This is a genomic window from Gottfriedia sp. NPDC057991 (assembly GCF_042886615.1).
Lineage (GTDB): Bacteria > Bacillota > Bacilli > Bacillales > Bacillaceae_G > Gottfriedia.
In genome coordinates this window covers 406,791-431,869 of the sequence record NZ_JBHVQN010000004.1, presented here as the reverse complement: position 1 = coordinate 431,869, position 25,079 = coordinate 406,791, and the positions used below count along the sequence as shown (strand labels likewise).

The following is a 25,079-nucleotide window of genomic DNA, read 5'->3' as shown; positions in this document are numbered from 1 at the left end:
CCAATATTTAGTAGTGTGGCTTTTTTCGTTTTATATAAGGAAGGGTGGGGATAAAAAATGGAAAGAGATTATTTAATTAAACCATTACTTGGCCAGCATTACCCTATGATTTCTCATGGAAAGGGTGTTTACCTATTTGATAAAGATGGTAATCGGTATATTGATGGTTCATCTGGCGCAATTACTGTAGGAATTGGTCATGGTGTTGAGGAAATTATTGATGTTATGACTGAACAAGCAAAACAAGTATCTTTTGTTTATCGTTCACAATTTACTAGTGAACCTGCTGAGAGGCTAGCAAAGAAGTTGAGTGAGATCACTCAAGGTGATTTAAACTGGACGTTCTTTGTTAATAGTGGTACCGAAGCAACAGAAACTGCTATGAAACTAGCGATACAGCATTACCAAGAAAAGGGAATGAAGGGGAAGAATAAAATCCTATCACGCTGGATGAGCTACCATGGCATAACAATTGGAGCACTTTCTATGTCAGGTCACCCTTTACGACGCCAACGATTTGTACCAATCTTGGAGGATTACCCTTCAGTTTCACCACCGTATTGTTATCGTTGTCCTTTTAACTTAGAACACCCATCATGTGATTTAGCATGTGCATCTGAATTAGAAACAGCCATTGATCGAATTGGCCCTGAACATATTGCAGCATTTATTGCTGAACCAATTATCGGTGCTGCAGGTGGTGCGATTGTACCATCTAAAGGTTATTACCAAAGAATTAAAGCTATTTGTGAAAAGTACGATATTTTGCTGATTTCCGATGAGGTTATGACTGGCCTTGGACGTACTGGAAAAATGTTTGCAATGGAGCATTGGGGCGTTCAACCTGATATCGTTACGCTTGGAAAAGGATTAACATCTGGTTATACACCAATGGCTGCAACGATTGCTAGCGATCGAGTTATTGAACCAATTATGCAAGGTTCAAAGGTTGTAATGAGTGGACATACTTTTAGTGCTAATCCACTATCAGCTGCTGTTTCATTGGCCGTTATTGAATATGTTGAGAAACATAATTTAGTACAAGCCGCAGAAGAAAAAGGTAATTATCTGATGAATAAGCTCCAAGGTTTAAAGGAGAAATTTTCATTCATAGGTGATGTTAGAGGAAAAGGTTTGTTAATCGGAATTGAATTTATTCAAGATATAAAATCAAGTTCCTTTATTCAAAAAGTAATGTGTAAGGGGTTACTTTTATATCCTTCCGTTGCTGGAAAAAACGGAAAAGAAGATTCAGCTTTCATGATTGCACCACCTTTAACGATTACTTATGAAGAACTGGATGAATTGCTTCAAATTCTTACAGAGAGTTTAAAAGAATTGGAAATGGAACAATCTCAACTAATCTATGCAGCTGAGGGGGAAATCGTATGAATTTAGTTGAAAATACTTATAAAAAAATAGCAACAGTGGAACAAATTCTTCAATTTTTTCATGACGACATGACACTAATGGTTGGAGGATTTGGAGGAGTCGGTTCACCGCCAACTTTACTCCAAACATTATTTGAAAGTGGAGTTAAGGATCTTCACTTGATTTGCAATGATACTGGATTTCCGGACATTGGCATCGGAAGGATGGTAAGGAATGAAAGGATCAAGTCAATTGTGACATCTCATATTGGATCGAATCCATTTGCAGGAAAATTAATGACGGAAGGTAAGCTTAAAGTAGAATTTTCTCCGCAAGGTACTTTAGCAGAGCGTATCCGAGCTGGAGGAATGGGGCTTGGAGGAGTATTAGTAGATGTAGGTCTTGATAGTATGGCAGAAAACGGTAAAGAGAAGGTATCTGTAAAAGGTAAACAATTTCTAGTTGAAGAAGCTCTTAAAGCAGAAGTTAGTATTATTTTTGCAAAGAAAGCTGATCCATTTGGAAATTTGGTTTTTGACAAGAGTGCAAGGAATATGAATCCACATATGGCTATGGCAGGAGATATTACGATTGTAGAAGCGGAAGAAATAGTTCCACTTGGATCGTTGAATCCTGAGGAAATCGTAACTCCAGGTGTGTTTGTTGATTACATAATTTCATCAGAAGGAGTGAACTGGAAATGGGCATGGGAATAGACTTTCGTCAAAAAATTGCAATGCGAGCTGCTAAGGAAATAAAAAACGGAATGATCGTAAATTTAGGGATTGGAATTCCATCCATTGTTCCAGATTACTTACCGGAAGATGTACATGTTATGTTCCATGCGGAAAATGGCGTAATGGGAATTGGACCGAGTCCCGAAAAAGGAAAAGAAGATGAAAATTTATGTAATGCAGGTGGTTTCCCAATCACTGTTTTAAAAGGTGCTAGCTATTTTGATAGTGCTACTGCTTTTGGCATTATACGAAGAGGTTTACTAGATTTAACGGTTTTAGGGGCATTACAAGTTAGTGAAAAAGGAGATTTAGCAAACTGGATTGTACCTGGAAAGCGTGTACCAGGAATAGGTGGGGCGATGGATTTAGCTCAAAAAGCTAAAAGAGTAATAGTCGTTATGAATCATACCGATAAAGCTGGGAATCCAAAAATTGTGAAAGAATGTAGTTTGCCATTAACTTCTAAATCTTGTGTAGATTTAATCATAACGGAAATGGCTGTTATTGAAGTAGTCAACAACACTTTAGTGCTTAAAGAACTAATGAGTCCATATACTGTAGAGGATGTAATCGAAAAAACTGGTGCGAAATTAGAAATTAGTACGGATTTAAAAATGTTTATATAGAAAAGGGTGAAGAGGATGAGTCATTACAAAAAAGTTATTCAAGATTATATAAGCGAACATAAAGAAAAAACAGTTGATCTTCTTAAACAGCTAGTAATGGAAAATAGTGTGTCTGGTAATGAGAGTAAGGCACAAGCAATTGTCCTTGAAAAATTAAGAGAGCTTGATTTGGATTTAGACGTATGGGAACCAGATTTAAAAGAAATGAAAGAGCATCCTTATTTTATTTCAACAAGAGACAGTTTTACTGGTAGTCCTAATATTGTCGCTACGCTTAAAGGAACGAGCGGAGGAAAGTCCATGATCTTAAATGGACATATAGATGTTGTTCCAGAAGGAAATATTCAGCAATGGACGTACCCTCCTTACAGTGCAACCGTAGTCGATAACAAGCTCTATGGGCGTGGTGCAACTGACATGAAAGGCGGAAATGTTGCGTTAATTTTAGCAATTGAAGCAATAAAAAGAAGTGGAATTACACTAAAAGGTAATGTTTATTTTCAAAGTGTAATCGAGGAAGAGAGTGGTGGCGCTGGTACACTTGCTACAATATTGCGAGGATATTCAGCGGATGGTGTTATTATCCCTGAACCAACAAATATGAAGTTTTTCATTAAGCAACAAGGATCAATGTGGTTCCGTCTTAAGGTAAAAGGTAAGGTAGCACATGGAGGTACTCGTTACGAAGGTGTAAGCGCTGTCGAAAAAAGCGTACTCATCATTCAACAAATCCAAAAACTTGAGCAATTACGAAATGAACGAATAGTTGATCCGTTATATGATGGAGTACCGATTCCGATACCAATTAATATAGGAACAATTCATGGTGGAACATGGCCATCTTCTGTATCTGATCTAGTAACTTTAGAAGGAAGATTCGGTGTAGCGCCAAATGAAAGATTAGAAGATGCGAAAATAGAATTTGAGAATTGGATAGGTAATATAAAAAAGCTTGATGATTGGTTCGTAGAAAATCCTGTAGAAGTAGAGTGGTTTGGAGCAAGATGGGTTCCTGGTACTATTGAAGCTGATAGTGAATTAGTGCAAACTTTGCAACGAAACTATCTTGAAACAACGAAACAAACCCCAGTAGTTGAAGCTGCACCATGGGGAACTGATGGTGGATTATTTACACAAATTTTAACTATTCCGATGATTGTTTTTGGACCAGGGGAGACAAAAGTAGCTCACTACCCAGATGAATTTATTGATTTAGATCAAATGTTTTTAGCAGCAGAAATCATTGCCTGTACATTAATTGACTGGTGTGGAGTTGAGGGCCAACAACATGAAGGTGAGGGAGCATATGAAAACGAAAAAGTATTATGAAACAATTAAAGTTCAACAGGAAAACTATTATTTTGAAGGTGCTTTAGATTATTTTAATGAGCGAATTCGTGTTGATTTTTACTTAGGGAATGTAGCACTACTAATCGAGAGAATAGAAAAACTAGTAAAAGAACACAAATTTACTAAGCTGATTATTAAAGCAAGAAGTGAACATTTATATTCCTTCTTACAATCAGGATATATGATAGAATCTGCACTGAAAGGCTATTTTCAAGGCAGTGATGGCTTTTTTGTTACGAAATATGTTAGCCAGGATCGAAGAAATAGTCTTTATTGGGCTGCTGGAGATGATATTTTAGATGCTGTTTTAAAGAGTGATCAATCAAAAGAAAAAGTAATTCCTGACGAGTATGTTTTAAGAAGAGCTGAAAAAAATGACTCAAATAAACTTGCAAAATTATATGGTCAAGTTTTTAAGGTATATCCTACACCTTTAAATGAATCCACTTATGTTGAAAAAACGATGGATGAGGGGACTATTTATTGGGTTTACGAGAAAGATGGAAATATTGTAAGTGCAGCATCTGCTGAAGTGGACTTCGGTCAAAGAAATGCCGAGCTAACAAATTGTGCAACACTTGAAGAGCATCGTAAGCATGGATTGATGAAGGAGCTAATGAAGAAGTTAGAACTGGATTTAGTAAGCCAATCAGTTTATTGCTCTTATACGATCGCTCGAGCATTATCATATGGAATGAACGCAGCCTTTCATCAATTAGGTTATAAGTATACTGGAAGAATGACAAACAACTGCTATATCTTTGATAAATTAGAAGATATGAATGTATGGGTGAAGGATCTTTCAAAAGTAGTCTTTTAATGTCAAACTGCCGAAAAATGAGCGTCAAATTGCCAAGTTTTCGGCAGTGAAAGGATGGTTATGAAATGAACGCAACAATTCCAACTAATCAAATGATTAGTGCCATATTAAATAGTATCGATGAATCAATTCACGCAGTCGACAAAAATGGAATGACTATATTTTATAATCAAGTTGCGGCTGACCATGACGGTGTTTCTGTTGAAGAAGTTCTGGGAAAGCATGTACTAGAAGCTTTCCCTTCTTTAACGAAAGAAACAAGTACCTTACTGAAAGTACTAGAAACAAAGCAAGCGATTATTCAACAGCCTCAACGCTATGAAAATATTAAAGGCCAATTCATTGATACAGTTAACACGACAATTCCAATTATTTTGGACGATCAATTGATCGGTGCTGTTGAAATTGCAAAGGATTATTCTACAATTAAATCGCTTGGTGAGAAGGTTTTAGACTTACAAGCGAGAATTAAACCGCAAGTGAAAAAAGGAAAAGCTAAACAAGTTCACTTTTATACGATCTCAGATATACTAACGGATGACCCTGCATTATTGGCCGTTAAAAATCAAGTTGAAAAGGTAGCAAATGCAGACTCTGCAGTACTGGTAGTTGGTGAAACTGGAACTGGAAAAGAACTTTTTGTACAGTCAATTCACCATATTTCAAATAGGAGTGAAGGCCCTTTTATTGCTCAAAACTGTGCTGCTTTACCAGAATCATTACTGGAAAGTATATTATTTGGTACGACAAAAGGTAGTTATACAGGAGCGATAGATCGCGCAGGGTTATTTGAACTAGCTGATGGTGGAAGCTTGTTTTTAGATGAACTAAACTCGATGCCATTAGAGCTCCAAGCCAAGCTACTAAGAGTACTAGAGGATGGAGTTGTTCGCCGAATAGGTGATTCAAAGACTCGTAAAGTTAATGTAAGGGTAATCGCTGCCATTAATGAATCACCTTTAGATTGCGTTCAGAACGGTATCATGCGACCGGATTTATATTATCGTTTAAATGTGTTTTCTTTGTTCATACCACCGTTAAGAGAGAGGAATTATGATATTGAGCTACTCACGTCTCATTTTGTTGAGCAATTTAATGAACGTTTCTCAAAGAATATTCGAAATGTAGAACATACAGTATTTGAGTTATTCCACCAATATAATTGGCCTGGTAATGTCCGAGAACTAAAGCACACGATTGAGCATGCTATGATTATGGCAGAAGGGCATACGCTTACGGTTAAACATCTTCCGATTCAACTACAACAAATTAAGAAAAGTACTGAAACAAAAGGAGTTCAGCCTTTACGTTCTGCAATGCAGGAAATGGAAATTTCACTTATAAAACAAGCATTGCTGCAAACGAATTCTAATATTCAGCAAGCTGCAGCGCTACTTGAAATACCTAGGCAAACTCTTCAATATAAAATTCAAAAGTTAAATATCGTAGTATAAACTACTTTTTAATCTTCTTAAAAATCTAGTTTTAGCACTTCATTTAATAGCCAAGCCGCCTAATTTTAGGCGGTTTTATAATTTTTGCTGCATCTTGAGAAGATACCCACTTAAGATTTTAACTTTAAAAAATAAAAAAACAGGCTGAATAGTTTGAATTTTCCATATTCGTGGCGCTTTTATTAAATATTTGTAAATTTTTGGCACGGCTCTTGCTATATATTAAAACAAACAATTTGAAAGGGGATGTAAGGATGGTAAATGCAGTCTATGCTCCAAAAAGACATTGGAAAGAAGTTGAATTATGGAAAGATGTAACAGAGGAACAATGGAATGATTGGGTTTGGCAACTTACAAACACCATCAAATCATTGGATGAGTTAAAGCAAATAATTAACCTCACGCCAGACGAAGAAGATGGGGTACGAATTGCGACAAAAACAATTCCACTAAATATTACCCCATATTATGCATCGTTAATGAATCCGGATGACCCACGTTGTCCAGTTCGTATGCAATCAGTTCCAATCTCTGCGGAGATTCATAAAACTAAGTATGATTTAGAGGACCCTCTTCATGAGGATGAAGATTCTCCTGTTCCAGGTTTAACACATCGTTATCCAGATCGTGTACTATTTTTAGTAACAAATCAATGCTCAATGTACTGTCGTTACTGTACTAGACGTCGCTTCTCAGGACAAATTGGAATGGGAGTGCCAAAGAAACAGCTTGATGCTGCTATTAATTACATTAGCAAAAATCCTCAAGTGCGTGATGTACTTATTTCAGGTGGAGACGGTCTTTTAATTAACGATAATATTTTAGAGTATATTTTAAAAAATTTACGTGACATTCCACATGTGGAAATTATCCGTATTGGTACAAGGGCACCTGTAGTATTCCCACAACGTATTACTGAAGATCTTTGTAATATCTTAAAAAAATATCATCCAGTTTGGTTAAATACTCACTTTAATACTTCAATCGAAATTACAGAGGAATCGAAACGAGCTTGTGAAATGCTTGCAAATGCTGGAGTACCGTTAGGAAACCAAGCCGTAATCTTGGCTGGAATTAATGACAGTGTACCAATTATGAAAAAGCTAATGCATGATTTAGTTAAAATTCGTGTTCGTCCATATTATATTTATCAATGTGATTTATCAGAAGGAATTGGACACTTCCGTGCGCCTGTTTCAAAAGGTTTAGAAATTATGGAAGGATTACGAGGCCATACTTCTGGATATGCAGTACCAACATTTGTAGTAGACGCACCGGGTGGTGGAGGAAAAATTTCTCTTCAACCAAATTACTTAATTTCTCAAAGTGCTGATAAAGTTGTTCTTCGTAATTTTGAAGGTGTAATTACTACTTATCCGGAACCACAAAATTACGTACCAGGTAGAGCAGAAGCATATTTTAAAGAAATTTATCCTAATATGGATGAAAAACGTTCCAATGCAGGAATCGCAGGATTAATGAATGAAACAAAATTCAATCTTGTTCCAGAAGGTTTACAACGTATGGAAGTTCGTAAAACATATGCAACAAACCCAGAGCATGCTTCTTTAAAAGATAAGCGCGATAAACGTGACGAATTAAAAGAAAAGAAATTCCAAGCACAGCTTACAAAAATCCAAGTTAGTGAAAAGCTAGTAGGAAGTGCGCAAGGAGACGCTGAATGATGAAATGTCAGTGGTGTGAATCAGCTAACATAGTTGAATCAACAAATACAGTCTACTGGGAACTTCCTGATGGTACGAAGGCAATTGAGATTAAAGAAACGCCATGTATCATTTGCTTAGATTGTAAAATAACATATCAAACAGATGATACTGTTGGTGCAATTGAGGAGCAATTATACTTAATCGACACAAAGCTGCTTGGTAAAACGACTTCATATAATGAGTTGATCGAGCAACAAAGATTATTAAAGAGGAATTACTTTGATTTTTCCAAATAAGAAATGAGAAGCGACCATGCGCTTCTCATTTTCTCTAATGTTCAAACTTTACCTAATCCTGCCAATGGACGATTGAAAAAAAGCAGAAAATTATCGAATCCAAAAAACGACTGAAAAGGAGTATTTTAATGAAAAATACGGTAAATACAATACCAGTCATTGATTCTAAGAACCATATTCCTTCTATGCCTCAAGAGTTAAAGCGTGGATTAAAACCTCGTCATATTACAATGATTTCACTAGGAGGAACAATTGGAACAGGTCTATTTTTGGCAAGTGGAGGTGCGATCCATAATGCAGGACCAGGTGGTGTTCTGGCAGCTTATACAGCGATTGGAATAATGGTGTACTTTTTAATGACAAGCCTTGCTGAGATGGCAACATATATGCCAGTTGCTGGATCTTTTAGTACATACGCAACAAAATTCGTTGATCCTGCACTTGGTTTTGCACTTGGCTGGAATTACTGGTATAACTGGGCAATTACAATAGCAGCTGAACTAGCTGCAGTTACGATGGTGATGAAATTCTGGTTACCACATACATCCTCACTCTTATGGAGCTCATTATTTTTAGTTATTATCTTTCTGTTAAACTACCTGTCAGTCAAAGGGTTTGGGGAATCTGAATACTGGTTTTCTATTATAAAAGTTGTTACAGTTATCATTTTTTTAATTTCGGGATTTTTAATGATTTTTGGAATTATTGGTGGAGAGGCAGTAGGGTTTAAAAATTTTACAGTTGGTGATGCTCCTTTTCATGGAGGATTCATGGCGACACTCGGAATCTTTATGGCAGCTGGATTTTCTTTCCAAGGTACCGAGTTATTAGGGGTAGCAGCTGGGGAGAGTGAGGAGCCTGAGCGAAATATTCCTCGTGCGGCTCGTCAAATATTTTGGCGTATTTTATTATTTTACGTATTATCTATATTTGTAATAGGTCTACTAATTCCATATACAAATCATAATTTAGCAAGTGGCGATGTAGCTGTTAGTCCATTTACGCTAGTTTTTGATAAAGCAGGCATTGCATTTGCAGCGTCTGTAATGAATGCAGTTATCTTAACGGCGGTTTTATCAGCTGGAAACTCAGGAATGTATGCTTCAGCTCGAATGCTGTGGGATATGGCTCGCCAAGGGAAAGCTCCAAAAGCATTAGGTAGATTAAATAAAAGGGGTGTACCTGTTAATGCATTAATGATTACAGCGGCAGTCGGTACATTAGCATTTTTAGCTTCTCTATATGGTGACGGAGTTGTTTACATTTGGTTACTTAATGCTTCAGGTATGTCTGGTTTTATTGCTTGGCTTGGCATAGCGATTTGTCATTACCGTTTCCGTAAAGCCTATGTAGCACAAGGGAAGGATTTAAATGATCTACCGTATAAAGCAAAATGGTTCCCATTCGGACCAATATTTGCTTTCGTACTATGTGGGGTCGTTATTCTTGGACAAAACTATTCAGCATTTATGGGAAATACAATTGACTGGAACGGTGTACTTGTTTCATATATAGGTCTGCCATTATTCCTTATTTTGTGGACCGGATATAAACTCATAAAAAGAACAAAAATTGTTCGACTTAGTGAGTGTGATTTGGAGAAATAAGCACGTGGACAAGTTTAGCATATGACTTTACAGCACCAGCAAAAGCAGTGAATCAAATCATAGATAAGGATTAGAAAAAGTATGTAGTTGGAAAGTAACAATAGGATTGGTGATGATTTCAAAGAAATTCCTCATCATTCCTTTTTTGGAATAAAATAGCATAGAAAGATAGTGAAAAATACCCTGTTCTTTGTAAGTGTATAGCGATCTTATAATCTTACAGAATCAAAAAATAAAAATATCTTGTTTATAAATATGATATTTTTTATAATTATCTGTATCTTATAAATAAAAGGATTGTTACTGCAATGCAGGCAAAACCTAGATGATCAATGTCCTAATGTTAGGCATTGGTTGTTTAGGTTTTTTTTAACTAGAGATGTAGTAAAATTGACCTGTAAAAAAAGAAGAGATAGTATAGAAATAAAAAATGGTATCGCAAATAATCCTTCGCAAGAGAGGTGAATTAGATGATCATCCATAAAGTGATTAATAACAATGTAGTAAGCGTTTTGAATGAGCAAAATAAAGAAATGGTTGTTATGGGGAGAGGGCTGGCCTTTAAGAAAAAAACAGGTGATCCTGTTGATGAGCAATTGATTGAAAAGGTTTTCAAGTTGGATAACAAGGATTTATCGGAGCATTTTAAGAAGCTGCTTGAAGAAATTCCTTTACAATATATGGAACTGTCAGATGAAATTATCCGCTTTGCAAAAGAGACATTAGGAAAAAAATTAAGTGAAAGTATTTATGTGTCTCTGACAGATCATATTCATTTTGCCTTATATAGACAGAAAAATGGACTGGAAATCAAGAATCCTTTACTTTGGGAAGTAAAACGACTGTATAAGGAAGAATTTTCGGTGGGTAAACATGCATTAAATATTATTGAGCAAAAAACAGGGATTCGTTTACCTGAGGATGAAGCAGGTTTTATTGCTCTGCATGTAGTAAACGCGGAATTGAATGAGGAAATGACGAACATTGTAAATATTACAAAGTTCATTCAAGAAATATTAACTATTGTAAAATATCATTTTAAAATTGAATTTGATGAAGAATCTTTAAATTATTATCGCTTTGTCACACATCTTAAATTTTTTGCTCAAAGGATTCTTAGTAAGACATATTTAAATAATGAGGAAGATTTTCTGTTCAATACAATAAAAGAGAAATATAAAGATGCTTCTGTTTGTACAGAAAAAATCAAAGATTTCGTTCTAAAAAAATATGAGTATGAATTAAGCACAGAAGAAAAACTTTATCTAACAATTCATATTGCTCGTGTTGTAAATAGAAATTAATTTTTTGTGAAAGCGTTGACATCGTTAATTTGCAGTGATAATATCAAGTTATCAATTAAATACATCCGATTTTATAGGATTGTTACTGGTCGTGCAGGCAAAACCTAAATTGTCGTCTCTTCTGTTTTCCTGAGGCGTGCAGTTTAGGTTTTTTGTTTTCTTGGGACACTTTTGATCCGGACGAGGGAACTCAAGATGGGCCAGTTAACATATCGTTGTATTTAGTTAAAAATTAAATATCAAAATTCAGGATTGTTACTGGTCATGCAGGCAAAACCTAAATTACAAGAGTGTATGATGATTTTTACATGCACCTGTAGTTTAGGTTTTTTATTTTACTAAAATAGCAATTTGAAAAATGTATTAAATATTTTTGGAATTTTCCATGATTTGAGGAGGGGTATTTGTGGATTATAAGCGAACTGCTAGAGAGATTATAGATTTAGTCGGTGGGGAAAAAAATATAACCAATTTGATCCATTGTATTACTAGGCTTCGATTTAATTTGAACGACGATAGCATTGCAGATAAAAACAAAGCTAAAATCGAGGCAATTGATGGTGTCATGGGGGTAAACAGAAGTGGCACTCAGTTTCAAGTAATCATAGGAAACGATGTTGTAAAAGTATTTGATGAAATTAATAAAATTGCCAATATTAATTCTGGTAATTCAGATGGTAATAAAAAGACTAAAGGAAAAGGGATCGGAAGTATTTTTGATGTAATATCTGGAACATTCGCACCAATATTACCTGCAATCACTGGAGCAGGTATGATCAAAGCAATCCTTGCTATTCTTTTGACATTCCACTGGATTTCAGACAAAAGCCAAGCATATATTATTATGAATGCGATTGGAGACGGTGCATTCTACTTCATACCGTTCTTAGTTGCTTTTAGTGCAGCGAAAAAATTTGGGTCCAATCAATTTGTTGCAGTTTCCATCGCTGGTGCCATTATGCATCCATCCATTACAGCGTTATTAAGTAGTGGCAAACCGGTACACTTTATCGGTCTTCCTGTAACGGTTGTAACATATGCATCATCTGTTATCCCGATCTTATTGGCAGTTTGGATTGCATCTTATGTAGAAAAATGGACTGATCGTGTAACTCCAAGCATGGTTAAACTGATTATCGTTCCGACTATTACTCTATTGGTAATGGTTCCAATCACTTTAATTGCTGTTGGTCCACTTGGTGTATTCATTGGTACTGGTCTTTCTAAAGGTGTTACTTTCCTATATGCTCATACTGGCATTTTTGCAGGACTTCTGCTTGGAGGTACATTCTCTTTAATCGTTATGACTGGGATGCACTACGCGTTTCTTCCAATTGTAGTTGGAAACTTAAGCACAAAAGGATACGATACAATCCTTCCAGCAATGTTTATGGCTAATATGGGCCAAGCTGGAGCGGCTTTTGCAGTATTCTTAAAATCAAAAAATAAATCATTTAAATCATTAGCACTTTCAGTTAGTATGACAGCTTTAATGGGTGTAACAGAACCAGCTATGTATGGTGTAAATATGAGACTTAAAAAGCCATTCATTGGGGCTTTAGTTGGTGGAGCAATCGGTGGAGCTTACTATGCATTGATGGCCGTAAAACTATACGTTATTCCAAGTAATGCTGGTCTTCCAGGAATTCCTTTCTTTATTGGTGATACATTTGTTTATGCGTTGATTGGTTTGCCAATTGCGTTTATCGCAGGTACAGTCGCAGCGTACTTTATTGGCTTCGAGGATGTAGAAGTAAAAAAAGACAAAAAGGAAGAAAAAGTAGTAAATGAAGTGAAAAACGTTGATCAAAATCGTATTCAAGAAGTAGTAAGTCCTATAAAAGGAAAAGTTGTACCTTTAACTGATGTAAAGGATGCTACATTCTCTAGTGAAGCTTTAGGTAAAGGTATTGCCATTGAACCTCAAGAAGGAAAAGTCGTTTCTCCTGTAAATGGAGTTGTTACAACTTTATTTAGAACGAAGCACGCGATTGGCATTACATCTGAAAATGGAATTGAAATTCTAATTCACGTTGGAATGGACACAGTTAAATTAGATGGGGAATTTTTTACAGCACACATTAGCCAAGGTGACGTCGTGAAAGCTGGGGACTTACTTGTTGAATTTGATTTAGAAAAAATTAAAGAAGCAGGCTACGAGGTTACAACTCCTATCGTTATTACAAATAGTACTAATTATCTAGAAATTAATGCAGTAAATAAAGAAAACGTTAAAGAAAATGAAACACTTTTAACGATTTGCGGTTAATTTAGAAAACGATTCTGACTGTTGAGTTTAAAGTCAGCAGTCAGAATATTTTGATAAAAATTGTGGAGGGGATTATTATGTCAAAAAGCTATTCATTTCCTAAAGGATTTCTATGGGGAGGAGCAACTGCTGCCAATCAATTAGAAGGTGCTTACCAAGAAGGTGGAAAAGGGTTAAATTTAGCAGATGTTATGCCTGGAGGAAAAGTAAGACTAAAAGTCATTCAAGAACCAGGATTTGATTTTAAAATAAATAAAGAAAAATACGTCTATCCAAATCATGATGGAATTGACTTCTATCACCGTTATAAAGAAGATATTGCACTTTTTGCAGAAATGGGATTTAAAACATATCGTATGAGTATCGCTTGGAGTCGTATCTTTCCAAAAGGCGATGAAGTAGAGCCAAACGAAGCAGGTTTAGCTTTCTATGACCGTGTGTTTGATGAACTAAAAAAATATAATATTGAACCAGTTGTAACAATTTCTCACTACGAAATTCCATTACACTTAATTACAGAATATGGTGGCTGGCGTAACCGTAAAGTAATCGGATTCTTTAATCGATATGCAACAACATTATTTGAGTACTACAAAAATAAAGTAAAATACTGGTTAACTTTTAACGAAATTAATGGTGCAACACATTTACCACTATTAGGTCTGGGTTTTTCACCTGAAAGTAAAGAAACACAATTGCAGGATAGCTTCCAAGGGCTTCACCACCAATTTGTAGCAAGTGCGTTAGCTGTAAAAGCAGGACATAAGATCATTCCAGGTAGTCAAATTGGTTGTATGCTTGTGTATGTTCCAACTTACAATTACGACTCAAACCCTGAAAATGTGATGTATGCTCTACAAGAGTCTCGCCTGTGGAATAACTACTGTGGTGATGTACAAGTTAGAGGAGCATATCCAGCATTCGCAAAACGCTACTGGAAAGAAAATGATATCAACTTAGACATTCAAGACGGTGACTTAGAAATCATTAAAGAAGGAACAGTTGATTTCATTTCGCTAAGCTACTATATGTCACGCACTGAGAAAAAACATAAAACGAACGAAGAAAGTAGCCAAGGTAATTTAGTTGGTGGCGTTAAAAATCCATTTTTAAAAGAAAGTGATTGGGGTTGGGAAATCGATCCAACTGGTCTTCGCATTGGATTAAATCAATTATATGACCACTACCAAAAACCATTATTCATCGTAGAAAATGGTCTTGGCGCATACGATCAAGTAGAAGAAGATGGTTCGATTAATGATGATTATCGTATTGATTATCTTCGTAGTCATATTGAGGCAATCGGTGAAGCAATCGAGGATGGTGTCGAACTGATGGGTTACACTCCATGGGGATGCATTGACTTAGTAAGTGCGTCTACAGGTGAAATGTCTAAACGTTACGGCTTTATTTACGTAGACAAGCAAGATGATGGAAGCGGAACTTTAGTGCGCAAAAAGAAAAAATCATTTTATTGGTACCAAAATGTGATTCAAACGAATGGGGAACAACTTGATTAATTAAAGAGATAAGAAATAACGTACATATTTGTAAGTGAATATGTACGTTATTTTTATAACATTAAAGCTAGAATACTAATCTACCATTATTAATTAATAAAAAGCCGATCTCCCATATAAGGAGTTTCGGCTTTATTTTTTCTTTTAAACATCCAAATCCTTCTCTAAATTAATACCAATTTTACCTTCTTGTATTCTAGATCTGAATACAGCCCAATAAATAACGATGCCAGCAAGAAATAAATAAAGGATAACTTTAGTCGTTGGTAAAAAGTCTTTTGATAGAGTTAAAATACCAACTTCAAATACTAACCAAATAATCGCAAGAATCGTAACAGGTAGTCGCCATTTTCCTAACTTAAAACCATCTGTATCCGGTAAGGTCTTAATTTTAGTAGCGTATGCGATTACAGTTATTAAGTAAATAATGGCCGGAAGTGCCGCAGAAGTACCTATTAATAAAGATAGTTTCCCAAAATAGAATACAGCAATTATGCCTAATACAGAAACTAAAATTATCGCATTGTACGGTACATTGTGTTTTTTATCTACTTTTTTAAACACATTTGAAGCGAAAAACACATTGTCTCTTGAAAGGGCGTAAATAAGTCGAGAAGCAGAAGCCATAATAATTAATCCACAAGCAAAAATTGACACAATAACTAATGCAAGGAAGAAGTCAGCAACTGCAGTGCCCAAACGTGATTGTAAAATATCAGAAATAGGGGAAGCAGAAGCCATGATTCCGTTAATATCTTTAATTCCCGAAGTAACAATGATTAAGAATACAAATCCAATTACACCTGCAAGTAACATTGAGTAAACGATGGCTTTAGGTACGGTTTTATTAGCATCAACTGTTTCTTCTGCTAAATTAGCCGCTGCTTCAAAGCCTACTAATGTATAAGAGCCCATTACGACTGCTAGTACAAATGCTGTAAAATAGCTTCCATTTGAACCAACCTTGTGAGCAGTATAAGTTAATAATGAAAAATCTGCTCCTTTGAAAAATAAGACAAAGCTTAAAATAATAATAATGCCAATAAATCCGATTACTTCTGTATAGACAGCTGAATTATTAATGATTGTAGCAATCCTTACTCCGTAAATATTTAATAATGCTTGTATAACGATTGTAATTAATACGACGGTTGTAAGAACTGTAGTAGTACTCTTAATACCAAGTAAATCAAGAAAAATTGGTGCTACACCATAATCAACAGTAGGAACAACAATAATTAAGTAACATAATGCTGCCCAACCTGTAAACCAACCAAATCCCCGATTCGTTAAACGGCTAACCCATTGATATACATAGCCACTTAAAGGAATTTTGCTCGATAAATCTGCAAATATTAAAGCTACAAGTAAATGTCCCACCATGACAAATGGCCACGTCCAAATTCCAGCAGGTCCGGCGGCTCCTAAAGCAAGACTATAAGAGCTAAAAATACCAGTTGTAATTGAGATAAACGAGAACGCAACTGCAAATGAACTAAAAAATTTTAATGATCGCTGTAATTCCTGTTTGTAATTAAACGATTGTAAACCATCTGAATCAATGCCTTGTTTACTCATAAATCATCTCCTCCAAATTCGAAATTTATTAACAGAATTTTCTTATAATTAAACTCGTAGTTAATGCGATTTGATTAACTAAAAGTTTTATTATCAATCGGCTACAAAATCTACATATTATGCTCGGACCTAAAATTGGGCAGAGTGATATTTTACAGTTATCAATGCAACTTCCGTGCCAGTCTAATAGATGGGATTAATTTAGAGATTCATATAAAAAGAGAAGTAATTCCTATGAGGTCTTGAATAATGTATGCAGGAATGAATAACAATCAGGCTAATCATAAAAGTTGATTTTAGTGAAAGGAATTTCGCTTTTTCGATCAATACTTAATCATTTCAAAGCAATAGTAGGTGTTCTTTATAACGTTTACAAAAAATTAATATTTTGGCATAAAACTTGCAATTCTAGAAAATGACTTATTTAAATATTCAAAAAAAGGAGGTTTCTGTCGGAAAAGTAAGAATTATAGAGAAGTAGTAAATGTAGTGTAAGCGCTTAATCTAAAACGAAGGGGATATGATAGGTGGAAAATAAAACACAGTTAAAAAGATCCTTAAAGTTATGGCAAGTAGTTATGATGGGGTTAGCCTATATGACCCCTATGGTTGTTTTCGACACATTTGGAATTGTATCTGATGTAACTAATGGTCACGTACCAAGTGCATATATAGTAGCTCTAATAGGAATGTTATTTACAGCGGTTAGCTACGGAAAGCTTGTAAGAGAATTTCCTGAAGCTGGGTCAGCTTATACATATACCCAGAAAGCAATTAGTGGACACTTAGGTTTTCTAGTTGGCTGGTCATCATTATTAGATTACTTGTTCCTACCGATGGTAAATGCTTTATTAACTAAAATTTACTTAAATGCCCTTTTTCCTAATGTTCCAACTTGGATTTGGGTAATTGGATTTGTAGTACTAGTTACTTTCTTAAACTTAAGAAGTATTAATATGCTGGCGAATTTCAATACCTTCTTTGTATTAGTTCAGCTTGCGATTATGGTTGTCTTTATCGTTCTTGTAATCCAAGGCTTACATCATGGAGAAGGTTATGGCGGATTCAGTATAAAACCACTTTTTAATGTAGGAATGCATTTTGGTACATTAGTAACCGGTGCAACAATTCTTTGCTTCTCATTCTTAGGATTTGATGCTGTTTCTACTTTATCAGAAGAGGCAATAAACCCAGCAAAAACAATTCCTAAAGCAATTCTTTACACAGCACTTTGGGGAGGCGTAATCTTCACAGTTACATCATTTTTCATTCAACTATACTATCCGGACATATCTAGATTTAAGCATCCAGATGCTGCATCACCAGAGATTGCATTATATGTAGGTGGTAAATTATTTCAATCAATTTTCTTATGCATTACCTTTATTAATACACTAGCTTCTGCATTGGCATCACATGCGAGTGTCTCACGTTTGTTATATGTAATGGGGCGCGACAAAGTTTTCCCAGATAAATGGTTTGGATTCGTTCATCCAAAATGGAAAACACCAGCATTTAATGTAATTTTCGTTGGAGTGATTTCATTATCAGCCATTTTTTTCAACTTGGTAACAGCTACTTCATTAATTAACTTCGGAGCATTAATGGCATTTACTTTTGTTAATTTATCAGTCATTAACCATTTTTACATTCGAAGAAAGCTTAGATCAGTCAAGGGCACCTTTTCTTACCTAATTTTGCCTTTAATTGGGGCCGCATCTGTAGCAATCCTATGGTTCAACATTGAAAAAAGCTCATTAATAATGGGAACAATTTGGTTCGTCGTTGGTTTATTATATTTAATTTATCTTACAAAGGCATTCCAAATTGCACCTCCTAAATATGAAGAAGAAGCTGCGGTGTAATAAACACACAAAGACGAAAAGTCACAAGGCAATTAATTTCCTTGTGGCTTTTTTGCGTTTTGATCTATACCAGAATTGTTGGTTTACATTTTCTCCTTCCTTGAGAGTGCAAATTAGGTAATTCAATTTTGAATAATGATTAATGCAAAATTGAATAATTCATGCATTTAATCATATATCCACTAAAAAATCGAATTTGGTTCTTGAAGAAAAAACGACTTTTAAGGATCATTCGAAAAAATATAAAAAGTAATGAAAGTCTTATAATTGCCTATCTAATAAGCATTTGTCTGTTTTATCTCATCACAAAATGATGAAATGATTTCAAGTTGGCACAGGAATTGCTATTAAATTTTAAAAATAACTAATGAGGTGTGTAAAATGAGCTCAAATTTAACTGAAGCAGAACAAATTGAAAAGAGTAGTGAGCAGATAGAAATAGATGATTCCCTTCAGGAGTTTAGAGAAACGCTAAATGAAGCAATTGGCATAATGAACTATCCGAGCCAAGTATTTGATTTCCTTAAAACACCAATGCGATTTTTAGAATTTAGTATTCCCGTTCAAATGGATAATGGTGAGACGAAAGTATTTCAAGGATATAGAGCACAACATAATGATGCATTAGGACCTACAAAAGGGGGAATCAGATTTCATCCTGATGTAACGCCAGAGGAAGTAAAAGCATTAGCTGGCTGGATGAGTTTAAAGTGTAGTATTACTGATTTACCTTATGGTGGAGCAAAAGGTGGGGTTGTTTGTGACCCAAGACTATTAAGCATGAATGAGCTAGAAAAATTAAGTAGAGGTTATGTAAGAGCTGTAAGCCAAATTGTAGGACCTACTAAAGATATTCCAGCACCTGATATGTATACAAACGCACAAGTAATGGCTTGGATGCTAGATGAATATGACCATATTAGAGAGTTTGATTCGCCAAGTTTTATTACTGGTAAACCCATAACTTTAGGAGGTTCAGTAGGTCGAGAGACGGCAACATCAAAAGGAGTATTTTATGCTCTCGAGCTAATTAGTGAAATACAGAAAATCGAGATTAAAAATATGAAAGTCATTATTCAAGGCTTTGGAAATGTTGGTAGTTACTTAGCACAATACTTACATGAAGCTGGAGCAAAGGTTGTTGGAGTTTCAGATGTACTTGGAGGAATTTATGATCCAAAAGGTTTAGACATTCCATATTTATTAGACAATAGAGATTCATTTGGAGTTGTTTCTAACTTATTTAAAAATGCGATTTCTAATCAAGAGTTATTAGAAAAAGAATGTGATGTTTTAATTCCAGCAGCAATAAGTGGAGTGATAAACAACCGTAATGCGGATAAATTGAAATGTAAGATTGTTGTTGAAGCAGCGAATGGACCGACTACTAAAGAAGCGCTAGAAATCCTTGATCAAAAAGAGATTTTAGTCGTTCCCGATATTTTAGCCAACTCAGGTGGGGTTGTTGTTTCGTATTTTGAATGGTGTCAAAATATGCAAGGTTATTATTGGTCTGAAAGTACTGTAGACGAGAGATTAAAAGAAAAAATGACAGATAGCTTTTTAAAAGTTTATAAAACATCGCAAAAATATAATGTAAACATGAAAATAGCAGCTTATATCGAAGGCATTCGTAAAATTGCTGAAGCTTGTCGCTTGAGAGGTTGGATAAAATACTAAAACAAAAGGAGAGATTTAGAATGATCGATATTATTTCTGAATCAACGGAAAAACAGCTTGTACACCACTATTGTTTATTAACTCAAAATAATAGATATGATTTATCGATTGCCTTTTCAAGTCACTTTTATGGAAAATCAATGGTTACATCAATTCAATCTAGTAAAATGTCGTTATTATGTTTAGAAGATATTCAATCTGAACATTATTGGGCTCCTAAATTAGGTATTGCTGAGGAAGATATTTCAGAAATCCAAAATTTCTTTAGCATGGTTTTACCATCAAAACACATTTGTGAGTTATAAAATGAGGAATTATTTTTTATAGGAAACTCGCTGATTAGCGAACTTTAAGGCGAAGACAGAGGCGGAGAAATTTAAAACATTCTTAATGTGCAAAAAAGGAGTGAGCTTTATGTATTATGGAGTCATTGTCAGTGACTACCATGGAACAGTTGAAGAAACTGCTATTCAGAAAGATTCAAGAATTTATGAATGGGAGCCGTTATTCTTTATTAAAACTACAGATGGAGTTACAAAAATTATTCATCAAGGAATAAGCGGTGAAGTTGTTTCAATGGAGGTCTCAATTGGAGACAAGATAGTTCCTGGAATGGTTCTTGCGTATGTTAAAGAGGATTTGTTTGTTACGGCTAGCGATTGAGTAGAGTGTGATTAGATAATTTTGAATCAATTAACGCGTTCGTTCTCTTTTCTAACAAATAAAGGGGTGTCTCTGGTCGAAAGACTTAAGAGACTGCCCTTTATTTTTGTTTAAGTTAAATAGATTAGTAAATTTTAATTTTAGATTTTTATGATAAATTTAAAAATTCTGCTAAAATAGGAATGTATAATGGTTTAGATATAAGGGGGGAAAGAAATGTTATCAATAAATGAGAAACAAATAAGACCAGTCATCACAATAGATATCGATCAGTACAAGGAAAATGATGAAATCGATTTATCCTATGTAAATGAACCCTTTTTATTCTTACGTAAGCAAAATCAGATTTTTGGTTATGTTCAATTCAATAATATTATTCAAGGTAATGATAAAAAGAAAAATATAGCAATTTCAAAGATTACTAGTTCCTCTCAATCAATTAAGAGTGTTTATTGCTTAAGTGGGCAAATTTCATTAACAGATCTATTTCAAATTATTGGTGAACCAATCTCGATCGTAAAAGAAGAAGATATGCCAATAGGTTACATACTTCGAGAAGATATATTAGCGGAGCTTTTCAAACAAGAAAATAAAAGTGTAGATTTATTAAAAAGTATTTTGACTTCAATACCAATGGGAACGTTTGTAGTAGATAAAAATAAAGTTATTATTAATTGCAATGATGCTGGGTTAAAAATGATTAAATCAACATCTGAAAAAGTAATTAATACAAAAGCAGAAACTATTTTTAGCGGTGAACAAGTTGAAAATGTATTTGCTACAGGTAAAACAATTCTTAATCAGATTCAAATAAATGACGATATGGGTGTTCTTGTTGATTATAGCCCAATTTTCGTTGATAACGAGGTTGAAGGAATCGTTATTGTTGTACAAGATCTCCCAATGGTTGAAGAAATGGCTTCCGAAATTGAATATGTAAAAGATTTAAATAAAGATTTGAATGCTATTTTATCGAGTATTTATGATGAAATACTTGTAGTAAATCGCAAGGGTGAGCTAATTCGTTACAGTGAAAATATAATTCCTGGATTTTGGAATGTAGATTTAAAGGAACTACTTGGAAAGAGTATTTTAGAATTCGAAAACCAAGGACTTTTTACGCCATCTGTTACAAAATTAGTTTTAGAAAAAAAGAAGAAAGTATCAATTGTTCAAGAAACAATTAATGGACGTAAAGTACTTGCAGTAGGAAATCCGGTTTTTGATGAGAATATGGAAATTGAGCGTATTATTATTGCTTCTAGAGATATTACAGAAACTTCACGCCTTAAAACGGAATTAAAAGAAATGAAGAAGATTTCTGAGCAATATAAAAAGGAGCTAGAAGATATAAAGAGCAAGGATCAGTTTGTTAAAAAGCTGATTTACTGCAGTCCTAAAATGGAGCAAATCATCAATCAAGCGAAAAAAATTGCTGATTTTTCTTCCACTGTGTTACTGCATGGAGAGTCTGGTGTAGGGAAGGAAGTAATTGCACAGGCTATTCATCAATTAGGAAACCGTTCTGCAAAACCGTTTTTAAAATTAAATTGCGGTGCAATACCTGAAAATCTTCTGGAAAGTGAGCTTTTTGGCTATATTAAGGGAGCGTTTACAGGAGCGGATCAAAATAAGGATGGCTATTTTAAGCAAGCAGATGAAGGCGTTTTATTTTTAGATGAAATTGGTGAAATGCCATTGCATTTACAAGTTAAATTGCTTAGAGTCCTTCAAGAACAAGAAGTAATTCCAGTTGGAAGTACAAAGCCAATTAAAGTAAATGTACAAATTATTGCAGCTACAAATAAAAGATTAGAAAAAATGGTTGAGGATCGTACATTTAGGGAGGATTTGTATTATCGACTAAATGTTATACCTTTAAACATTCCACCATTAAGAGAAAGAATTGAAGATATCTCATTATTATCTTTCCATTTCTTACAGCAATTAAATGAAAAATATAATAAGAGTTTTCATCTTACACCAGATGCAATTAACGTATTAGAATTTTATTCTTGGCCAGGGAATGTCAGAGAACTTCAAAACATCATAGAAAGATTAGTCGTCTCTGCTGAAGATCAAATTATTAATGCAGAGGATGTTAATCAATTCTTACCAAATAGCTATGACTTCAATAAATCTAAACCAGTCATTAATAAAGTAATTCCTCTACAAGAAGCAATTGATTATGTTGAGGAGCAACTTATTATGCTTGCGATGAAGCAATATAAAACAACAACGAAGGCTGCACAGGTTTTAGGGATTAGTCAGTCCTCGGTAAGTCGCAAGTATCAAAAAATAATGAATGAAAAGAATATGAATAGTGACTTTATGTCATTTAATTAGAAAAAACGCACAGAGTGCGTTTTTTTATTTCTCTAAATCCCCTATATTTTCAACATTACTATCAATTACTTCAGTCATACTAACTTGGTCCCTCGAGAGACTAAATGCCATGAATATGATGATGAGTCCCACCGCAATGCATGTTCCTGCAAGCAACATAATAATTCCTCCTTTCATGGTGTTCTAGCCTATGCAATGAATTTTCTTAATATGTCGTTTTACAGAAATAGTTTTAAAAACGTTTAATTATCATAGAAATTTTACGAGTTTTAAAGATTATGCAAATTGTAATAGTGTTATGCAAAATTGAATAATAATGTACAGGTTATTGAAGTAAAACCCTTATAAATTAGGTGTATTAAAGTTGGCACGGTTCTTGCAATCTATTAAGTTGTTAAGAATTTAAGGAGGGTTTATATACAATGGTCGATGTTCAATTTAAAACAATTGATTTAAAGATGTTTATTAATGGCGAATGGAAAGATTCTAGCAATCATGAGAAACGCCCTGTTATTAACCCAGCAAATGGAGAAATCATTGCATATGCTCCTGAAGGAACGGTTGAAGATGCGAAAGAAGCAATTGATGTTGCTCGTAAAGCATTCAATGATGGAAGATGGTCTGATTTATCTGCTCAAGAAAGAGCAACTTACTTATTTAAAATTGCAGACAAAATAGAAGAGTACCAAGAAGAATTAACAAAACTTGAAACGTTAGATAATGGAAAACCACATCGTGAAGCGGGCTTTGATGTTGCTGATGCAGCAGCTTGTTTTCGTTATTATGCAGGATTAATTACAAAGCCAGATGGGTTTACTTATCATGTAGCAGATCCTATGCAGGCGATGGTTGTTCGTGAACCAATAGGAGTATGCGGATTAATTGTTCCTTGGAACTATCCGCTATTAATGAGTATATGGAAAATTGCTCCTGCGTTAGCGGCAGGTAATACAATTGTTTTCAAACCATCAGAAGTAACACCAGTGACTCCTAAGAAATTATTTGAAATTTTTGAAGAGGTTGGTCTTCCACAAGGTGTAGCAAATATGGTTATGGGTGCTGGTCCGGTGGTTGGAAATGAAATCGCTGCCAACCCTGATGTTGATATGGTTTCATTCACAGGTGGAACAAAAACAGGTAAACATATCATGAAAACAGCGGCAGATACGATGAAAAAAGTATCACTTGAGCTTGGTGGGAAATCTCCGAATATCATTTTTGCAGATGCAGATTTTGAAACGGCTGTCGATTATGCTCTATTTGGAATTTATGCAGGTTCAGGTCAAGTTTGTTCATCTGGATCAAGAATATTAGTAGAAGAATCAATTTATGATCGCTTCGTAGATCGCTTTGTAGAGCGTGCTAGGAAAATTAAAGTCGGCCCTGGGGATGTAGCTGAAACCGAAATGGGTCCACTAGTTAGTAAAGAGCATTTAGAAAAAGTTTTAAGCTATATACAAATAGGCAAAGAAGAAGGCGCAACACTTGCTTGCGGAGGAAATCGTATTGAAAAAGGTGGTTTAGAAAAAGGTTATTTTGTTGAACCAACTGTTTTTGTAGATGTTGAACAAAATATGCGCATCGTCCAAGAAGAAATTTTTGGTCCAGTCGTATGTATTCAAAAGTTTAAATCTGAAGAAGAAGCGTTAAAACTTGCAAACGGAACTGTATATGGTTTAGCAGGTGCTGTCTTTAGTAAAGATGGAGCGAAAGCTTTAAGGGTAATTAAAAAGCTACGTTCAGGCATTACTTGGATTAACTCTTACCACCCAACATACAATGAAGCACCTTGGGGTGGCTACAAACAAAGCGGTGTAGGACGTAGCTTAGGTACGTTTGGGCTAGAAGAATTCCAAGAAATTAAGCAAATTAACATTAACTTACAAGTTGAACCAATTGGATGGTTTGCAGAATAATTTTAGGCAG

Annotated in this window: 20 protein-coding genes; 18 read left to right on the top strand and 2 right to left on the bottom strand. The window is 34.8% G+C overall.

Annotation, left to right across the window (positions count from 1 at the left end):
* The first annotated feature begins 57 nt into the window (after positions 1–57).
* The 12 genes from ACFVR2_RS16255 (at position 58) to ACFVR2_RS16200 (ending at position 15,021) form a co-directional block, all read left to right on the top strand.
* Positions 58–1,392, top strand: coding sequence for an aspartate aminotransferase family protein (locus ACFVR2_RS16255; protein ID WP_387363696.1), 1,335 nt, complete (start codon positions 58–60; stop codon positions 1,390–1,392).
* Positions 1,389–2,087: a CoA transferase subunit A gene (locus ACFVR2_RS16250; RefSeq protein WP_387363693.1), complete on the top strand. Its 699-nt coding sequence runs from the start codon at positions 1,389–1,391 to the stop codon at positions 2,085–2,087. The genes ACFVR2_RS16255 and ACFVR2_RS16250 overlap by 4 nt, the downstream gene beginning before the upstream one ends.
* Positions 2,072–2,734, top strand: coding sequence for a 3-oxoacid CoA-transferase subunit B (locus ACFVR2_RS16245; protein ID WP_098846183.1), 663 nt, complete (start codon positions 2,072–2,074; stop codon positions 2,732–2,734). Before ACFVR2_RS16250 ends, ACFVR2_RS16245 begins: the two co-directional genes overlap by 16 nt.
* A 15-nt stretch (positions 2,735–2,749) precedes the next feature.
* Complete coding sequence (locus ACFVR2_RS16240; RefSeq protein ID WP_387363690.1) at positions 2,750–4,063, top strand: peptidase; 1,314 nt, start codon at positions 2,750–2,752, stop codon at positions 4,061–4,063.
* Positions 4,041–4,904: a putative beta-lysine N-acetyltransferase gene (gene ablB / locus ACFVR2_RS16235; protein ID WP_387363687.1), complete on the top strand. Its 864-nt coding sequence runs from the start codon at positions 4,041–4,043 to the stop codon at positions 4,902–4,904. Before ACFVR2_RS16240 ends, ablB begins: the two co-directional genes overlap by 23 nt.
* A 65-nt stretch (positions 4,905–4,969) precedes the next feature.
* The gene (locus ACFVR2_RS16230; RefSeq protein WP_387363684.1) at positions 4,970–6,358 is read left to right on the top strand and encodes a sigma-54 interaction domain-containing protein; all 1,389 of its coding nucleotides are present in this window, start codon (positions 4,970–4,972) and stop codon (positions 6,356–6,358) included.
* A gap of 254 nt (positions 6,359–6,612) precedes the next feature.
* On the top strand, positions 6,613–8,043 hold the full coding sequence (gene kamA / locus ACFVR2_RS16225; RefSeq protein WP_387363681.1) for a lysine 2,3-aminomutase: 1,431 nt from the start codon (positions 6,613–6,615) through the stop codon (positions 8,041–8,043).
* Complete coding sequence (locus ACFVR2_RS16220) at positions 8,043–8,321, top strand: YokU family protein (RefSeq protein WP_097973365.1); 279 nt, start codon at positions 8,043–8,045, stop codon at positions 8,319–8,321. Before kamA ends, ACFVR2_RS16220 begins: the two co-directional genes overlap by 1 nt.
* A 185-nt stretch (positions 8,322–8,506) precedes the next feature.
* Entirely contained in the window at positions 8,507–9,928 is a 1,422-nt protein-coding gene (locus ACFVR2_RS16215) for an amino acid permease (RefSeq protein ID WP_387363892.1), read from the top strand.
* A gap of 470 nt (positions 9,929–10,398) precedes the next feature.
* Positions 10,399–11,232: a BglG family transcription antiterminator LicT gene (gene licT / locus ACFVR2_RS16210; RefSeq protein ID WP_387363678.1), complete on the top strand. Its 834-nt coding sequence runs from the start codon at positions 10,399–10,401 to the stop codon at positions 11,230–11,232.
* A 406-nt stretch (positions 11,233–11,638) separates the two neighbouring features.
* Positions 11,639–13,501: a beta-glucoside-specific PTS transporter subunit IIABC gene (locus tag ACFVR2_RS16205; protein WP_387363675.1), complete on the top strand. Its 1,863-nt coding sequence runs from the start codon at positions 11,639–11,641 to the stop codon at positions 13,499–13,501.
* Between the two features lie 77 nt (positions 13,502–13,578).
* A complete protein-coding gene (locus tag ACFVR2_RS16200; protein WP_387363672.1) occupies positions 13,579–15,021 on the top strand; it encodes a glycoside hydrolase family 1 protein in 1,443 nt (480 codons plus the stop codon).
* A gap of 144 nt (positions 15,022–15,165) precedes the next feature.
* Here the strand turns inward: ACFVR2_RS16200 and ACFVR2_RS16195 are convergent, their stop codons facing one another.
* Complete coding sequence (locus ACFVR2_RS16195) at positions 15,166–16,599, bottom strand: APC family permease (protein ID WP_387363669.1); 1,434 nt, start codon at positions 16,597–16,599, stop codon at positions 15,166–15,168.
* A 527-nt stretch (positions 16,600–17,126) separates the two neighbouring features.
* Here ACFVR2_RS16195 and ACFVR2_RS16190 point away from each other — a divergent pair.
* The 5 genes from ACFVR2_RS16190 (at position 17,127) to ACFVR2_RS16170 (ending at position 23,153) form a co-directional block, all read left to right on the top strand.
* Positions 17,127–18,464, top strand: coding sequence for an APC family permease (locus ACFVR2_RS16190; RefSeq protein WP_387363666.1), 1,338 nt, complete (start codon positions 17,127–17,129; stop codon positions 18,462–18,464).
* 381 nt (positions 18,465–18,845) lie between these two features.
* Positions 18,846–20,144 carry a Glu/Leu/Phe/Val family dehydrogenase gene (locus tag ACFVR2_RS16185; protein ID WP_387363663.1) on the top strand — a complete coding sequence of 433 codons (1,299 nt, stop codon included), beginning with the start codon at positions 18,846–18,848 and terminating at the stop codon, positions 20,142–20,144.
* Between the two features lie 20 nt (positions 20,145–20,164).
* The gene (locus tag ACFVR2_RS16180; RefSeq protein ID WP_387363660.1) at positions 20,165–20,449 is read left to right on the top strand and encodes an SAV0927 family protein; all 285 of its coding nucleotides are present in this window, start codon (positions 20,165–20,167) and stop codon (positions 20,447–20,449) included.
* A gap of 109 nt (positions 20,450–20,558) precedes the next feature.
* Positions 20,559–20,807: a biotin/lipoyl attachment domain-containing protein gene (locus ACFVR2_RS16175; RefSeq protein ID WP_387363657.1), complete on the top strand. Its 249-nt coding sequence runs from the start codon at positions 20,559–20,561 to the stop codon at positions 20,805–20,807.
* 216 nt (positions 20,808–21,023) lie between these two features.
* Entirely contained in the window at positions 21,024–23,153 is a 2,130-nt protein-coding gene (locus tag ACFVR2_RS16170) for a sigma 54-interacting transcriptional regulator (protein WP_387363654.1), read from the top strand.
* Between the two features lie 24 nt (positions 23,154–23,177).
* Here the strand turns inward: ACFVR2_RS16170 and ACFVR2_RS16165 are convergent, their stop codons facing one another.
* Positions 23,178–23,312 carry a hypothetical protein gene (locus tag ACFVR2_RS16165; protein WP_286131749.1) on the bottom strand — a complete coding sequence of 45 codons (135 nt, stop codon included), beginning with the start codon at positions 23,310–23,312 and terminating at the stop codon, positions 23,178–23,180.
* Between the two features lie 263 nt (positions 23,313–23,575).
* Between ACFVR2_RS16165 and ACFVR2_RS16160 the strand changes: the two genes are divergently transcribed.
* Positions 23,576–25,069 (top strand): aldehyde dehydrogenase family protein, encoded by a 1,494-nt coding sequence (locus ACFVR2_RS16160; protein WP_387363650.1) that lies wholly within the window; start codon positions 23,576–23,578, stop codon positions 25,067–25,069.
* Positions 25,070–25,079: the final 10 nt, after the last annotated feature.

Bases quoted from the DNA above. Each gene is read 5' to 3' on its own strand.
- ACFVR2_RS16255 (WP_387363696.1), top strand. From the start codon at position 58: ATGGAAAGAGATTATTTAATTAAACCATTACTTGGCCAGCATTACCCT.
- ACFVR2_RS16250 (WP_387363693.1), top strand. From the start codon at position 1,389: ATGAATTTAGTTGAAAATACTTATAAAAAAATAGCAACAGTGGAACAA.
- ACFVR2_RS16245 (WP_098846183.1), top strand. From the start codon at position 2,072: ATGGGCATGGGAATAGACTTTCGTCAAAAAATTGCAATGCGAGCTGCT.
- ACFVR2_RS16240 (WP_387363690.1), top strand. From the start codon at position 2,750: ATGAGTCATTACAAAAAAGTTATTCAAGATTATATAAGCGAACATAAA.
- ablB (WP_387363687.1), top strand. From the start codon at position 4,041: ATGAAAACGAAAAAGTATTATGAAACAATTAAAGTTCAACAGGAAAAC.
- ACFVR2_RS16230 (WP_387363684.1), top strand. From the start codon at position 4,970: ATGAACGCAACAATTCCAACTAATCAAATGATTAGTGCCATATTAAAT.
- kamA (WP_387363681.1), top strand. From the start codon at position 6,613: ATGGTAAATGCAGTCTATGCTCCAAAAAGACATTGGAAAGAAGTTGAA.
- ACFVR2_RS16220 (WP_097973365.1), top strand. From the start codon at position 8,043: ATGAAATGTCAGTGGTGTGAATCAGCTAACATAGTTGAATCAACAAAT.
- ACFVR2_RS16215 (WP_387363892.1), top strand. From the start codon at position 8,507: ATGCCTCAAGAGTTAAAGCGTGGATTAAAACCTCGTCATATTACAATG.
- licT (WP_387363678.1), top strand. From the start codon at position 10,399: ATGATCATCCATAAAGTGATTAATAACAATGTAGTAAGCGTTTTGAAT.
- ACFVR2_RS16200 (WP_387363672.1), top strand. From the start codon at position 13,579: ATGTCAAAAAGCTATTCATTTCCTAAAGGATTTCTATGGGGAGGAGCA.
- ACFVR2_RS16195 (WP_387363669.1), bottom strand. From the start codon at position 16,599: ATGAGTAAACAAGGCATTGATTCAGATGGTTTACAATCGTTTAATTAC.
- ACFVR2_RS16185 (WP_387363663.1), top strand. From the start codon at position 18,846: ATGAGCTCAAATTTAACTGAAGCAGAACAAATTGAAAAGAGTAGTGAG.
- ACFVR2_RS16180 (WP_387363660.1), top strand. From the start codon at position 20,165: ATGATCGATATTATTTCTGAATCAACGGAAAAACAGCTTGTACACCAC.
- ACFVR2_RS16175 (WP_387363657.1), top strand. From the start codon at position 20,559: ATGTATTATGGAGTCATTGTCAGTGACTACCATGGAACAGTTGAAGAA.
- ACFVR2_RS16170 (WP_387363654.1), top strand. From the start codon at position 21,024: ATGTTATCAATAAATGAGAAACAAATAAGACCAGTCATCACAATAGAT.
- ACFVR2_RS16165 (WP_286131749.1), bottom strand. From the start codon at position 23,312: ATGTTGCTTGCAGGAACATGCATTGCGGTGGGACTCATCATCATATTC.
- ACFVR2_RS16160 (WP_387363650.1), top strand. From the start codon at position 23,576: ATGGTCGATGTTCAATTTAAAACAATTGATTTAAAGATGTTTATTAAT.